Genomic DNA, 14,150 nt, shown 5'->3' on the forward strand with positions numbered 1-14,150 from the left:
CGCAGCCATCTGGCTTCACTGGTAAAGCCGAGCAGGGCCTGCATCACGGCCAAGGTGATCAGCTCAGCATCGGTGATCCTCGGGCTGATTCCGATGCGGGGCCGGGCCGGGATCCGTTCCGGATATGCCTTTAACAGATCATCGGCTGCCACATACAATGCAGTAGCAAGGGTGTCCAGATCGGCGTCCACGTGAGCCTCCAAGTTCGACGTTGGGTAGATAACGCCGATTCTGGACACCCTTGCCCTCTAAACCGCCGCGCCGCGCCGAACACACCCCTTGGAATTACTCATCTAGTCGCGGGCGTGGCGCTTTCCTGCGCACGGAACGTCATCGTGGTGGGCGACCTGCAGCAGCTACAGCACATAGCGGCGAAGGGTGCATCCGAGCGTGCCCGGCCAGCACCTGCGCCAAGTTACGACTATGGGCGGCACAGTATCCTGTCCTCAATCATCGAGCGCTTCGGCACCGATCTCCCCCGCACAATGCTCCGGGAGCACTACCGCTGCGACCCTGCCATCATCGATTTCTGCAACAAGAAGTTTTACGGTGGGCAACTCGTTCCGTACACGGTCAGTGACCCGGACAACAGGGCGCTCATAGTGGTACGCACAGCTAAGGGAAACCACATGCGGCAGCACGTGGGCGGTCGCATCAACCAGCGGGAAGCGGACGTTATTGCAGAGGAAGTCCTGCAAGAATTCTGCTCAGACACACGGCCTGAAGACATAGGTGTGGTCACACCGTACCGTCTGCAAGTGGACAAAGTGGCGGAAGCCCTCGTCAACACCATCCAGGCTGACACCGTCCACAAGTTCCAGGGCCGCGAGAAGGAAGTCATCATCATGAGCACGGTCCTGGACGAGACCAAAAACGGACGTTTCGGGGTTGAATTTGTGGATAACCCGCAACTGGTCAATGTGGCGGTATCCCGGGCGGTCAAACGGTTCATTTTGGTGACGAATTACGACATGCTGCCGGCCAGCCGTCATCTCCGCGATCTGGTCCAGTTCATCCAGTACCAGGATCCCGAGCACGGCGTGTTCGATAGCGCAGTCGTATCTGTATTCGATCTCCTCTACAAGGAGTACTCGGCGGTGCTCCGGCCCTTGGCTGCCCGCCTTCAAAACACGTCCAAGTTCGCTTCCGAAAACATCGTGTGGACGCTGCTCCTCGAAATTCTTGCCGAGGCAACCTACACGGATTTGGCTGTTGCTCAGCAGGTCGTTTTACGCAATCTGCTCCCCGACCTGTCCAGGCTCACGGCCCAGCAGATGGCCTACGTGCGCAACCGCGCCACGGTGGACTTCGTCATATACAACCGCATCACCAATGTGCCTGTCCTCGCTGTGGAAGTTGACGGTTTTGCCTTCCACGAGGCTGATCCTTTGCAACGAGTCCGGGACGGCTTCAAGGATGCGATCTGCCTCGCGCACGGCATTCCGCTCCTGCGGCTGCCAACCACCGGGAGCGGCGAAGAACACGTGATCCGCCAAAAGCTCGCCACAGCCATTCTTGACTAGGCATTCGTCTGAGACACGAATGCCCTCCGGTTTGCGTGAACGCAGACCGGAGGGCACACACAGTAGGGCTACTCGGACTTGAACCGAGGACCTTAGGATTATGAGTCCCGCGCTCTAACCAGCTGAGCTATAGCCCCCCGCCCTTCCCAGCGTGGTCCGTGGAGGACTTCAGCTTCAGCAGGGCAAAAACACTCTAGCAAAAAGTGGCGGGCATGAAGACCACGCAGCCATGACGCCGTGCCACGGTCAGGCTGGAGCGGGAGCTGCCAGATCGCAGTCAGACTGCTTTGTCGTCGTAGCTTGCACCCCGGTAGAGATCCTCGAAGGTCTGCAGCGTTCCCTCGATACTATGCGGTTCCACCATCCGCCGGCTGGCCTGGCCCATTGCCGCCCGTTCGTCGGCCGGCAACTGGAGGATCTTCGTGATCTTGGCTGCGAGGTCGTCGCTGTCGTTGGGCGTGAAGAGATAGCCATTCTCGCCATCGCGCACCAGGTGGGGCAGTGCCATGGCATCCGCTAGCAGGACGGGAGTGGAGGCAGACATAGCTTCAAGGGTCACCAGGGACTGAAGCTCAGCGGTCCCCGGCATGCAGAACAGGTCTGCCCTGATGTAGGCCTCACGGAGGTCGTCATCGCTGGCCAGTCCCAGGAACTTCACCCGCTCCCCCATTCCGAGACGTTCCGCCTGCGCTTCAAGAGCCGAACGGACTTCGCCGCCGCCCACAATCTCCAGGCAGACGTTGAGATCCGCGGGCGTTTTGGACACGGCATTGATCAGCACGTCCACGTGCTTTTCCTCGGCCAGGCGCCCCACAAAGACCACTGTGGGATGGGCGTGCGGTTCGATAACTTCGCCTGGCTGCAGCTCGTAGGCTGCGGAGTCGATGCCGTTGGAGAGTGGCAGTACCTTGTGTAGGAAGGCGTGCTGGTGCATGGCCTTGGCGGCCAGGGGTGTGGGCGTGGTGACGACGTCGGCCTGGCCCATGACCTTGCCCATGTCCTTCCAGGAGATCTTGCCGATGATGTCCTTGAACCACTGCGGGAACGGCAGGAACGGGTTGAGGTTCTCCGGCATGAAGTGATTGGTGGCCACAATTCTGATGCCCCGCTTCGCCGCTTCGTAGAGGACGTGCTCGCCGATCATGTAGTGGCTCTGGATGTGCACTACATCGGGCTGGATCCGATCGAAAAGGAGGCCGATCTCCTTCTTGATTTCCCAGGGGAAACAGATGCGGAAGTATTCGTGGGTGAAGACCCCGTGCGAGCGGAGCCGGTGCACGGTCGCCTCGGAGCGGAACTCGGTGAAGCTCGCGCCGTTGTCCGCGCGGCAGGCCAGCACATGCACATCGTGGCCTCGGCCCGTCATACCCTTCGCGAGCCGGTAGCTGAACTGGGCGGCCCCGTTGATGTGGGGCGGATAGGTATCCGCGGCAATCAGTACGGTCAAGGATCGCTGGTCGGAGGGCGTTGTCACGTGGAGAGCTCCTGAAGGTCACGGTGCGGGCAGCTGTCGCTGGCTGCACCGGTGGGCCGCCGGCAAGGTAGCGCGGGGCCTCTTAGTGAAAATCGGCTGGTCATGAAGTGGGCTAGTCGGGTAAACAGGCTAGTGGGACGCCCTGCCCGCCGCCTTCCGCGCATCTTTCCTGCGCTTGGCGACCTCGGGATGGTGTCTGGAAAGGGCGATCACCCCCACGATAGCAAGCGAAGCAGCCGCAGCCATGGCAATCGCCATCACGGCGTGGACGTCCGGGCGCAGCTCACCCAGGATCACGATGCCGATGGCGATGCCAACGATCGGGTCGATGACAGTCAGCCCGGCGATGACAAGGTCCGGCGGGCCGCCCGAGTAGGCGCTCTGCACAAACCACGAACCCAGGCCGCCGGCCGCTGCGATGGCCACCACCGAATACCACTGGACATTGAGCAGTGCCAGCCCGTTCGGATCCAGCAGGTGTTTGCCGATGATACGAGTCAGGACCGCGACGAAGCCGAACAGCACGCCGGCGCCGAGGATGTAAACAAACGCGCTCATCCGGTGCCGGAACATGACCGCGAGGGTGCCGAACACGCCGACGGCCAGTGCCAGCAGCAACACGATGGTGAGCTCGTCCTCCTGGTTCACGTGGTGGTTCTCCTGCGTCACGTTGACGGCGAGGAGGACAAAGAGTGCGGAGCCGGTCACGCAGGCCGCGATGGACACCATGGTGGCCCGGTTGATGGTGATGTCCTGGTCCCGGGCGTTCACCACCGTGGTAATGACCAGCGCAATGGCGCCGATCGGCTGTACCACCGTCAGCGGCGCGGAGACCAATGCCACCGCGTTCAATCCCATCCCGACGCACAGCAGGAGAAGTCCCAGCACCCACCGCGGATTGCGGAGCAGACGGAGGAAGCCGTTTGAACTCAGCGCCAGCCCGCCGGTGTCGGCTTTGACTGCACTCCCCTGCTTCTGTGCTCCGAAGGCCAGGCAGAACGCCCCAAGCACCGCCAGCAGAACGGCCACCCACACCATCAGCCGGTGCCGCCGTCGTGATGGGACTGCTGGCGGCCCTTGCGCAGAATCGCCCAGAAATAGTTGTAGGCGGCAATCCAGTGGCCGGCAAGCCCGAGTCCCAGCACGATCCAGGCGGCAACGTACAGCGGCCCGGCAACCGGGGTGTCCAAACGCGACAGGACCAGCAGCGGTGTGCCCAGAAGCAGTAATCCAGTGCGAACCTTGCCTACACGGCTCACCGGCAGGTCCGGATGGCCCCCGAAATAGGAGAGGGTCAGCACCAGAAGCACGGCGTCCGGCACCAGGAGTGCGGCCAGATACAGCCAATGGACGACGCCGGCAATCACCAGGGTGACCGCCACCGCGATCAGGGCAAGCCGGTCCGCCAGCGGGTCCATGACCCGGCCGAGCTTGGACGCCTGGTCGAAGCGGCGGGCCACATACCCGTCAATCCAGTCGGTTCCCGCCATGACCACCAGAACCACCACGGCGGCCCCATATTCCTTCTGGGCCAGGACCAGCCAGACAAAAAGCGGCACGCCCATAAAACGCAGCACCGTCAGGGCGTTGGGGAGGGTGAAAACGCGGTCGTGGTCAGTTTGGGGGCGGCCGGGTCGCGCGCCAGCGCCAATGAACCTCACTCCGCCCCCCTTCCATGGTGCCCAGTGTGATGTGTGTTGTCAGGGGTTCCGGAGCAGCCTGCGCAGAAGCACCGCAAGGATCGTCGCGGAGGCCGCAAGGGCGGCAAGCGGCTTCCAGCGCACGCCGGCGCCGTCCCGGGAGCCGGAGAAGGCAGCGAACTTCTGGCTGGCCGCGGCCGCGCCGTGTTCAACGGCGGCCTTGCCCTCCCCCAGTTTCTCCCTGGCAGCGCCCAGTACGAACATGGCCTGCGGCTTGATGTCGAGCTCGTTATCCAGCTCGTCGCGGACCTGTGCCAAGTGCCGCCGGCGCTGTTCGAGGCGGCGGTGAAGCTCGGGCTCGGACGCGTGCGGGAACTCCGTCTTATGCGCCTCGGCCTTGGCTTCCTTCTCGGCCTTGGCCTTCGCGGCTGCTTCGTCCTTGGCAGCCTTCGCGGCCTTGGCCTCCGGGCTGGCGGGATCGAGCAGTTCGGCGTTGAAGCCCGAGCCTTCCTTGGCGATGCCGAGATCGTGTTTGATCCCGCGGATGGTTTCGGCCGGGACCAGGGGCATGGCCTGCTTGAATTTGCGGAGGCCGATCAGTGCACCGATGAGGGCGATGACCAGGAACAGGGCGCAGACGAACAGCGCGGCCAGCCACGCCGGCATGATGGTGGCCAGGCCCATTATGGCGGCTACGATGAGGCCCACCATAAGAAACGCCACAAAAATAAGCGCGACGGCAAAGAAGGCGGCGGCGACGCCGACCTGGATGCCCTTGCGCTTGAGCTCGATCTTGGCGAAGGCGATTTCATCGTTGAGTTGGCGAGGGGCCAGGCGAAAGAGTAGTTTCAGCGTCCTGGGCAGCGCGGTGATCCGCAATCCCTGGCTGGTGCGCCCGGTGTGACGTCCGCTCATCGGTTCCCGCCTAACTTGTTGCGTGGTCTGCTGCCTGGTCGATTCGGCATCCGTGTGCTGTGGGAGCCCGCGGCAGCACGGTCCCGCCCCCAAAACTATCATTCCGGTCCGGGGCAAACTTCCTGGTTGGCCCCACGGCGCGCCCGCAACCCCGGAAAGATGGAACTTCCGGGCCTAGGATTGATCTCCGTGACCACCCACTCGAATCCGGGCGATTCGCTGACCCGACGCCGGAAACTGCTGTACATCCTCCTCCTCGGTGCACTCACCGCGCTGGGCCCTTTCACCATCGACCTGTACCTGCCTGCGTTCCCGGCACTGGAAGCGAGCCTGGGGGTCACCGAGGCCCAGGTCCAGCTGACCTTGGCCGGCACTACCGTGGGCTTTGCCCTCGGCCAGCTGGTGGTAGGCCCGTTCAGCGACAAGTTCGGCCGCCGGCTCCCGCTGATCCTGGCCACGGCCCTGCATATCGCTTCCTCCGTGGGAGCAGCCCTGTCCACCGACATCTCCACGTTGGGCTTCTTCCGTGTCCTCATGGGCGTGGGGGCTGCGGGTGGCGGAGTGGTGGCCATGGCAATGGTGCGGGACCTGTTCTCGGGCTATGCCATGGTCCGGATGTTCTCGCGCATGGCCCTGGTGAACGGACTGGCTCCGATTCTGGCCCCGGTGATCGGATCGCAGCTGCTCCTGGTGATGCCGTGGCCGGGAATCTTCGTGTTCCTGGCCGGTTACGGCACGCTGGTGATCATCGCCGCGCTCGTCCTGGTCCGCGAAACATTGCCACGGGAAAAGCGCGGGCTGACCGGCATGACCGCCAGCCAGCGGTACAAGGTTCTTTTTACGGACCGGATCTTTGTGGGCCTCTTGGTGGTGGGAGGCATGAACTTCGCCGGCCTCTTTACTTACCTGTCCGCGTCGCCGTTCCTGTTCCAGGACATCTACGGGTTCTCGCCGCAGGAATACGGTCTGTTGTTCGGCATCAATTCCCTGGGCATTGTGGCTGGCGTCCAGATCAGCTCCAGGCTCATCCGTATTGTTCCCCCGCAGTGGATCCTTGCCTCTTCCACAGCCTGGATGTTCCTCATGGCCCTGCTGATTGTGGTCTTTGACCAGGCCGGCCTGGGACTTTGGGGCGCAATGGTTCCGCTCTGGTTCTACATCTTGGGCACTGGCTTTACGTTCCCCTGTGTCCAGGTGCTGGCTTTGAGCAGCCACGGAGCACAGGCCGGGACGGCTGCGTCGCTCCTGGGTGCCGCGACGTTCCTGATGGCCGGCCTGGTGTCACCGGTGGCGGGGTGGCTGGGCATCACCAGCTCCACCCCCATGGGCGCCGTGCAGGCCGCCTGCATACTGATGGCGATAGCGGGCCTCTGGCTGATCGTCAGGCCGCGCACCGTGCCCTCGATCCACTGAACCCGTCGATCACTGATGAAACGCATGCCACGCAAGCCGCACCGCAACCCCCGGGGACTGTTCCTCGGGGCAGTGCTGGGCGGTGTGGCCGGTTACTTCCTTGGGCGCGTGTTCGGCAGTGGCGCCATAGGCATAATCCTGGGTGCACTGGCCGGTGCTGCCCTGCTGTACCGGGTTAACCCGGGCCCCTGGAACCGCCCATAGTTGTTGGGGGCTGGCGAGCCGTTGTGACCGGGCGCCAAATCGCGGGTCACCGAGGAGAGGCCAACCCCTGCCGCTGGGGTGCTTTCCCACGATAAAATAGATCCGTGCCCAGCTGGCAGTTCTCCCCGCCGCCCCCGGCCACATGGCAACGTTGCGACTCAGGCATTTTGCCCTTGTGGTGGGACCGGCTGTGCGCCCAAACCGGCGAACAGTCCGCAGCCCTCTATGCCGCCGGACTCTTCACGGACGACCGACGGCGGCCCATCGCGCAGTGGTTCAACGCCGCCTTCAGCGCCGCCCTCCTGGTGGCCCCGGAGACGTCGCCCGAATGGCCGGTGCAGCGGTTCGGCATCTTCTACGCACCGCCGGCCTCCGGCTTCGTCCGGGTGCACTCAGCAGCCCATGAGTGGCATCCGCGGGAGCCCCGCAAGTTCCCAACCGAGCAGGACGCCTTCCGCGCAGCCATTACCGAAGCGGAGTGCTTCCTGCAAGTGGAAATGGACTTTGTCTGATGCAAAAAATCCCCGCCCTCAGAGATGAGGACGGGGATCTTTGTTTGTTTGCTCCTCCTGCTGGACTTGAACCAGCAACCCTTCGATTAACAGTCGAATGCTCTGCCAATTGAGCTAAGGAGGAATGAAGCAGGTATGACATTAGCAAAGGTTTCCCGGGAATGGGAAATCGGCGGCAGCACAGCATCGCATACCCGCCCCGGGTATACAAAAATCCCCGTTCCGGAGACCCGGAACGGGGATTGTGCGCTCCTCCTGCTGGACTTGAACCAGCAACCCTTCGATTAACAGTCGAATGCTCTGCCAATTGAGCTAAGGAGGAATGAAGCGGGTACCAGCCTAGCAAACACCGTGCGGGGAAACGAAATCGGAGTGGAATCGGCGCGTTTCAGGCGTCCGAGCGCAGTGCCCGGCGTTCCATTTCGAGCATCATCAGTTCACGCTGCAGCTGCTGGATCCGGTCGTGCTCGGAGCCTGGGTCGAGTCGCTGCAGCTGGCCCATCTTGTCCGCCTTCACGCGCGTGATCTGGAGTTCAAACAGCGCAGTGAGAATGCCTCTGCCGTACTTCTGGACTCCCTCGGCGGTGCTCGCGGGCAGCGGCACCACGGACAGTTCGGACACCAACGGACGCAGGGGTTCCGGGACTTCCTCCATCACCTGGCCCACCCATCGTGCGGGGTCGCCGATCAGCTCGGGGCCGGAAGCGCGCATCGCATCGTGCACGGCCAGGAAGGCGGGCGTGATGAACCGGGCCCCGGAGAAGCGCTCCCAGATGCCGCCGCCCAGGAGTGCGGGCTCCTGCAGCGCCACCTCCAGGGCCTGCCGTTCCATGGAGGCCACAGGGTCCCGTGGGTCGGGCCGCTGATAGGAAGGGACAGCGCCCGACGTCGGACCGGCAGCCACGCCGGGCCCGCCCGCCCGGGCGGACCCCAGCTGAGCCGCCGTACCGGCTCCTGAGGGCGTCCCAGGTGCAGCCGGCCCGCCTGCGGCGGCACGCTTCATGGCAACACCAACAGCCCGGCTGACATCTTCAACCGAGATCCCAAGCCAGCCGGCCAGTTCCCGGGCATACTCGGGCCTGATGGCTGCGTCCCGGATCTGGGCCACCACCGGAGCCGATTCCCGCAGCGCAGCCACCCGGCCCTCTACGGTGTCCAGGTTGTGGCGCCTGAGCGTGGCCTTGATGGCAAACTCGAACAGCGGCCGGCGCGTGGCGATCAGGTCCCGCACAGCGGCGTCGCCCCTGCTTTGGCGCAGGTCGCACGGGTCGGCGCCGGTGGGCTCCACGGCCACGTAGGTCTGGGCGGTAAAGCGCTGGTCTTCCTCGAAGGCGCGCAGTGCCGCCTTCTGCCCGGCGGCGTCACCGTCAAAGGTGAAGATAACCTCTCCCCCGGTGCCGTCGTCCGACAGCAGACGGCGGGCGATCTTGATGTGCTCGGTGCCGAACGCCGTGCCGCAGGTGGCCACCGCCGTCGGGATTCCCGCCAGGTGGCAGGCCATCACGTCCGTGTATCCCTCAACCACCACAAGCTGGCGGTCTTTGGCGATACTGCGCTTGGCGAGGTCGATCCCGTAAAGCACCTGGGACTTCTTGTAGAGCGTGGTTTCGGGGGTGTTGAGGTATTTGGGGCCCTGGTCGTCCTCATACAGCTTGCGGGCGCCGAAGCCGATGGTGTCGCCGGCGATGTCGCGGATGGGCCAAATGAGCCGGCCGCGGAACCGGTCATAAATGCCCCGGTTCCCCTCGGAGAACATCCCCGTCAGCTTGAGCTCCTGGTCCGTGAAGCCGCGGCCGCGGAGGTGCTTCAGGAGCGCGTCCCAGCCCTGCGGCGCGTACCCCACGCCGAACTGCTCCGAGGCGGCGCGGTCAAAGCCGCGGCCGAACAGGAAGTTCCGGCCTTCGGCGGCGCCGGGCGTCAACAGCTGGGCGCGGAAGAATTCATCGGCGATTTTGTGGGCATCCAGCAGGCGCTGGCGCTTGCCCACTTCCTCGCGGTTGGGGCCGGTGCCGCCGTCTTCGTAGCGCAGTTCGTAGCCGATGCGGGCAGCCAGTTTTTCCACGGCCTCATGAAATGAGGTGTGGTCCTGTTTCTGCACAAAGGCGATGACGTCCCCGTCTTCACCGCACCCGAAGCAGTGGTACCTGCCCACCTGGGGGCGCACGGTGAACGACGGCGACCGTTCGTCGTGGAAGGGGCACAGGCCCTTATACGTTCCCAGCCCGGCACCCTTGAGCGTGACGTAGCCGTCAACCACTTCCTTGATGTCCGTGCGCTGGCGTACTTCGTCTATGTCATCACGTTTGATCAGGCCAGCCACAGAGCCATCCTAGTCCCGGGGAACAACAGTGAAGGCCGCCCTATGGCGTCTGTCACCACAGCGACGGCAGGCTCCCCACGAGGCGTTCGTACATTGCCAGCGCCGATCCGTCTGTCAGCGACGCCACCTGGTCGATGACCACCCTGAGCCGTGCGCCGTCGTCGGGCGCGTCCCGCCAGTCAGCCGCGAACATCGGCTCCAGGTGACGGTCCCCCGTGGCGTTCAGGGCAGTGACCAGAGCGTGCAGCACCTCGCGCTGGCGCTCGTAGATGGGCTGGCGGTGTTCGGTGGTCATCACAAACGTGGTGGCCAGGCCCTTCATCACCGCGATCTCCATGACCGTCTCGTCCGGGACCATCAGCTCGGCGCTGTACCGGGTGAGGTTTTCCGGGCCGTAGACGGCACGGGTGGCCTCCAGGGCGCTCTGGCAGAACCGGCCGATCAGCTGGCTGGTCATGTTCTTCAGGGCGGCCATGGATTTGCGGCTGCCGTCGGCCTCGCGGACCCACACGTCGGTGGCTTCCAGCCGGGCCAGGGCAGCGTCGATCGCGGCGGGGTCGTTCTGCGGGAGGTACCACTGCTTGGCATAGCCCACCACACGGGCCCGGTGGTCCGGGTTATCCATCCAGCGCAGCTGGAAGTGCCCGGCCACGATCGCGTCCTCGACGTCGTGGACGGAATAGGAAATGTCGTCGGCAAGGTCCATGACCTGTGCCTCCAGGCATGATCGGCGTTCCGGCGCACCCTCCCTGAGCCAGTCGAAGATGGGAAGATCGTCCTCATAGGCGCCGAACTTGCTGGTGCGCTGCCCATGGATCACCGGCGCGTTCAGCGCGGACCAGGGGTATTTCGCCGCCGCGTCCAGGCTGGCCCTTGTGAGGTTCAGTCCGGCCGGGCGCCCGTCGGTGGCCAGGACCTTGGGCTCCAGCCGGGTGAGGAGCCGGAGGGTCTGGGCATTGCCTTCGAAACCGCCGATGGCATGTGCCACCTCGTTCAGGGCGGACTCGCCGTTGTGGCCGAACGGCGGGTGCCCCAGGTCATGGCTCAGGCAGGCGGTGTCCACCACATCCGGGTCACACCCCAGGGCACGGCCCAGTTCGCGGCCAACCTGGGCGACTTCGAGGCTGTGGGTCAGGCGGGTGCGGACGAAGTCATCCGTGTCCGGGGCCACCACCTGCGTTTTCGCGCCGAGGCGGCGCAGGGCCGAGGAGTGCAGCACCCGGGCGCGGTCCCGCTCAAAATCGGACCGGTAGTTGTTTTTGGGCGGTTCCTCCACCCAGCGGGCGGAATCGTGGGCCTCGTAGCCGGGCAGGGGCTGTGCCGTGATGCGCGTCTCAGCCACCGGAAACATCCAGCTCCGCGGCAGAGATGTCCCGCGACTGCGCTACGTTCAGGGCACGGGATTCCAGCCAATCCTTGGGAAGCGCCGGCTTCTTGGGCGACCCTGCCCTGCCGCGCGGGCCTTCGGCATCCACGCCGGGGTACGGCGAGTCCAGGTCCAGCTGGTCCAGGGTCCCGCGCAGTACCTCCAGGCTGGACACCATGGCCAGTTTGGTCCGCAGTTCGCTGCCCACCACATAACCCTTGAAGTACCAGGCCATGTGCTTGCGGATCTCCCGCAGGGCCTTGCCCTCGTCACCGAAGGTTTCCACCATCAGCTCAGCGTGCCTGTAGACGCTCCCGGCCACCTTCTGCAGGTCCGGCTTGTGGCGGACGTCGCTTCCTTCGAAGGCCGCCATGAGGTCACCGAACAGCCACGGGCGTCCCTGGCAGCCGCGGCCAACCACCACGCCGTCCACGCCGGTTTCCCGGACCATCCGGACCGCGTCCTCCGCAGACCAGATGTCGCCGTTGCCGAGGACAGGGATGTCAGGCAGGGCTTCGCGCAGGCGGGCGATCGCAGACCAGTCCGCCTGGCCGGAATAGAACTGCGCTGCGGTGCGGCCGTGAAGCGCGACGGCGGCCACCCCGGCATCGCGGGCGATCCGGCCGGCGTCGAGGTACGTCAGGTGGTCCTCGTCAATGCCCTTGCGCATCTTGATGGTGAGCGGGACATTGCCCTTGGACGCTTCCTTGACCGCGGTCTGGACGATCGAGGTGAAGAGATCGGTCTTCCAGGGCAGGGCAGACCCGCCGCCGCGCCGGGTCACCTTGGGAACGGGACAGCCGAAGTTCAGGTCGATGTGGTCCGCGCGGTCCTCTTCGACCAGCATGCGCACTGCGTGGCCCACCGTAACGGGGTCCACGCCGTACAGCTGGACGGAGCGGACCTTTTCGTCGTCGTCGTGCGAGATGATGCGCAGCGACTCGGGGGTGCGTTCCACGAGGGCGCGCGAGGTGACCATCTCCGCCACGTACAGGCCGCCGCCGTATTCACGGCACAAACGACGAAAAGCGGAGTTGGTGATGCCCGCCATAGGAGCCAGGATCACGGGGGTGTCCACCGTGATGGGGCCCAGCTTCAGGGGCGGGAGTTCCAGCTTGGGGGCGGGAGGCGTTGCGGTAACAGTCACCTGTCCATTGTCGCAAAGGCGGGCAAATCGGCGGGCCAGGCCATTTGGACACACCCTTTGGAACTGTCTGGCATCGCCGGGCGGCGAGCTGCCGTTCAGCCGCGGTCTGCGCGGCGCCCCCTCCGGGCGAGGACAGGATCGTCGGAGTCTTCCGTGGACTGCCGTGACCGCCTCTCGAAGGCGGCCGCCGCGAGCGCACCATTGTCGCCGACGTCGTCCGCGTTAATGGAGTCGGCGCCCGGGGTGCCGTTTGTTCGGCGGTCTTCGTCCGGTACGCCGACGGCGGGCTGACCCACAGTCCGGACGCCGGTGGCCTTGACCACCAGGACGGCGATCAGGGTGGTCACGGGGATGGCGAGGACCAGGCCAATAGAGCCGACGAGTGTGCGGATGACTTCTTCGGACAGCTCGGCGCTGGTCAGCGTGTCCCCGAGCGGCCGGTCATAGAGCATCACAATGATCAGGATGGGCAGGGCTGCGCCGGCGTAGGCAAACGCGATGGTGTAGACCGTGGAGGCGATGTGGTCCCGGCCGATCCGCATGGCGGAGGTGAAGAGCGTGCTGGCGCTGGTGCCGGGTGCCAGCTCGTAAAGTTCCCAGACGGCAGACGACTGCGTGATGGTGACGTCGTTGAGGACACCAAGGCCGGAGATGATGAGGCCGCAGAGGATCACCCCGGAAATGGAGATGTTGGCCGAGGTATTGATCAGGGTGGTGGCATCGTGGCTGCCCACGCCGGCGAGGTTGGCGGCGTCGGTGGCCCAGGCCGCAAGCAGCGCCGTGATGCCCAGGCCGAACATGGTGCCCAGCAGCGCCGTGGACGTCCGCGCGGAGAATCCGTGGGCAAAATACAGGACCCCGATCATGATCACCGTTGACCCCACCAGGGCCAGCAGCAGCGGAGGTTTGCCCTCCACCAGCCCGGGCAACATAAAGCCGGCAAGGACGAAATACGCGCCCACCAGCCCCAGCAATGCCCGGAGTCCGCGCCAGCGCGCCACCGCGATCACCACCAGGGCATAAAGGAGCGCCAGGATTACGATGGGCAGGGTCCGGACAAAGTCAACGAAGATGTACGCCGGGGACCCCTGCGACGCCGCGGCGCCTTGGGCGTTCGAAAGGTTGAGGTACCTGATCTGGTCACCCGGCTTCACGCCGTGTGACTGCGCCACGTCAGGATTGATCACTACTTTGACGGGGCTGCCGCCCTGGTCCGGTTCCGTAAAAGCGAACATGCACTCGGAGCCGGCGGGGGCAGGCTGGCCGCTGGTGTCCGGGGGCCGGCTGGCGGCTGTGGAGCCCTGCAAGCAGCTTTCTTCCACGACGCTCTGGATCTTGCCGGTATCAAACGTAACGCCCGGCGCCGCCGAGTAAGGGCTGGCGAGGGATATCCCCTCTTGGGACCCGGACGGCCACAGCATGGCCATGCCAACCAGCGTCAGCAGCGTCAGCGGCACCAGCACAGCTGCCAGGATGCGGTTTGCCTTCCGCCGGGCAGCAATCGCCTGGGCTGTCGGCTCCGAATGATCTGTTGAAACGTGGGAGTGACCGGAGCCCATCAGCAGTTGAACCTCATACCTTGCACTCTACGTGCGGCGCCTTAGGGTTGATAAATGGCATGAACCGAGAGGAACCA

The 14,150-nt window shown here is 64.7% G+C and carries 13 protein-coding genes and 3 tRNA genes; 4 read left to right on the forward strand and 12 right to left on the reverse strand.

Annotation, left to right across the window (positions count from 1 at the left end):
• Positions 1-191: hypothetical protein (locus DAD99_RS02145; protein ID WP_227007548.1), on the reverse strand; the 191-nt coding region annotated here is incomplete at its 3' end.
• Positions 192-305: 114 nt separating this feature from the next.
• Between DAD99_RS02145 and DAD99_RS02150 the strand changes: the two genes are divergently transcribed.
• A complete protein-coding gene (locus DAD99_RS02150; protein WP_309233181.1) occupies positions 306-1,523 on the forward strand; it encodes an AAA domain-containing protein in 1,218 nt (405 codons plus the stop codon).
• Between the two features lie 63 nt (positions 1,524-1,586).
• Here DAD99_RS02150 and DAD99_RS02155 read toward each other — a convergent pair.
• The 5 genes from DAD99_RS02155 to DAD99_RS02175 form a co-directional block, all read right to left on the reverse strand.
• Positions 1,587-1,660, reverse strand: a tRNA-Ile gene (locus DAD99_RS02155).
• Between the two features lie 140 nt (positions 1,661-1,800).
• Positions 1,801-2,997, reverse strand: a complete 1,197-nt coding sequence (locus DAD99_RS02160; protein WP_193340157.1) for a glycosyltransferase — start codon at positions 2,995-2,997, stop codon at positions 1,801-1,803.
• 129 nt (positions 2,998-3,126) lie between these two features.
• Positions 3,127-4,035: a DMT family transporter gene (locus tag DAD99_RS02165; RefSeq protein ID WP_193340158.1), complete on the reverse strand. Its 909-nt coding sequence runs from the start codon at positions 4,033-4,035 to the stop codon at positions 3,127-3,129.
• Entirely contained in the window at positions 4,035-4,658 is a 624-nt protein-coding gene (locus DAD99_RS02170; protein WP_193340159.1) for a CDP-alcohol phosphatidyltransferase family protein, read from the reverse strand. The genes DAD99_RS02165 and DAD99_RS02170 overlap by 1 nt, the downstream gene beginning before the upstream one ends.
• A gap of 39 nt (positions 4,659-4,697) precedes the next feature.
• Positions 4,698-5,552, reverse strand: coding sequence for a phage holin family protein (locus DAD99_RS02175; protein ID WP_193340160.1), 855 nt, complete (start codon positions 5,550-5,552; stop codon positions 4,698-4,700).
• A 159-nt stretch (positions 5,553-5,711) separates the two neighbouring features.
• Here DAD99_RS02175 and DAD99_RS02180 point away from each other — a divergent pair, with 159 nt between their 5' ends.
• The 3 genes from DAD99_RS02180 to DAD99_RS02190 all read left to right on the forward strand — a co-directional run bounded on the left by DAD99_RS02180 (position 5,712) and on the right by DAD99_RS02190 (position 7,681).
• Positions 5,712-6,965 (forward strand): multidrug effflux MFS transporter, encoded by a 1,254-nt coding sequence (locus DAD99_RS02180; RefSeq protein ID WP_193340326.1) that lies wholly within the window; start codon positions 5,712-5,714, stop codon positions 6,963-6,965.
• A 24-nt stretch (positions 6,966-6,989) separates the two neighbouring features.
• Entirely contained in the window at positions 6,990-7,169 is a 180-nt protein-coding gene (locus DAD99_RS02185) for a hypothetical protein (protein WP_185263695.1), read from the forward strand.
• Between the two features lie 104 nt (positions 7,170-7,273).
• A complete protein-coding gene (locus DAD99_RS02190) occupies positions 7,274-7,681 on the forward strand; it encodes a hypothetical protein (protein ID WP_193340161.1) in 408 nt (135 codons plus the stop codon).
• Between the two features lie 51 nt (positions 7,682-7,732).
• Here the strand turns inward: DAD99_RS02190 and DAD99_RS02195 are convergent.
• The 6 genes from DAD99_RS02195 to DAD99_RS02220 all read right to left on the reverse strand — a co-directional run bounded on the left by DAD99_RS02195 (position 7,733) and on the right by DAD99_RS02220 (position 14,073).
• Positions 7,733-7,805: transfer RNA gene (locus DAD99_RS02195), tRNA-Asn, on the reverse strand.
• A gap of 125 nt (positions 7,806-7,930) precedes the next feature.
• Positions 7,931-8,003: transfer RNA gene (locus DAD99_RS02200), tRNA-Asn, on the reverse strand.
• Positions 8,004-8,069: 66 nt separating this feature from the next.
• Entirely contained in the window at positions 8,070-10,001 is a 1,932-nt protein-coding gene (gene dnaG, locus DAD99_RS02205) for a DNA primase (RefSeq protein ID WP_185263056.1), read from the reverse strand.
• Between the two features lie 52 nt (positions 10,002-10,053).
• Positions 10,054-11,352: a deoxyguanosinetriphosphate triphosphohydrolase gene (locus DAD99_RS02210; RefSeq protein ID WP_227007549.1), complete on the reverse strand. Its 1,299-nt coding sequence runs from the start codon at positions 11,350-11,352 to the stop codon at positions 10,054-10,056.
• Complete coding sequence (dusB, locus tag DAD99_RS02215) at positions 11,336-12,514, reverse strand: tRNA dihydrouridine synthase DusB (protein WP_193340163.1); 1,179 nt, start codon at positions 12,512-12,514, stop codon at positions 11,336-11,338. The genes DAD99_RS02210 and dusB overlap by 17 nt, the downstream gene beginning before the upstream one ends.
• Before the next feature lie 95 nt (positions 12,515-12,609).
• Positions 12,610-14,073: a YibE/F family protein gene (locus DAD99_RS02220; protein WP_193340164.1), complete on the reverse strand. Its 1,464-nt coding sequence runs from the start codon at positions 14,071-14,073 to the stop codon at positions 12,610-12,612.
• Positions 14,074-14,150 lie beyond the last annotated feature (77 nt).

This window comes from Pseudarthrobacter sp. AB1, assembly GCF_014926485.1.
Taxonomy (GTDB): Bacteria; Actinomycetota; Actinomycetes; order Actinomycetales; family Micrococcaceae; genus Arthrobacter.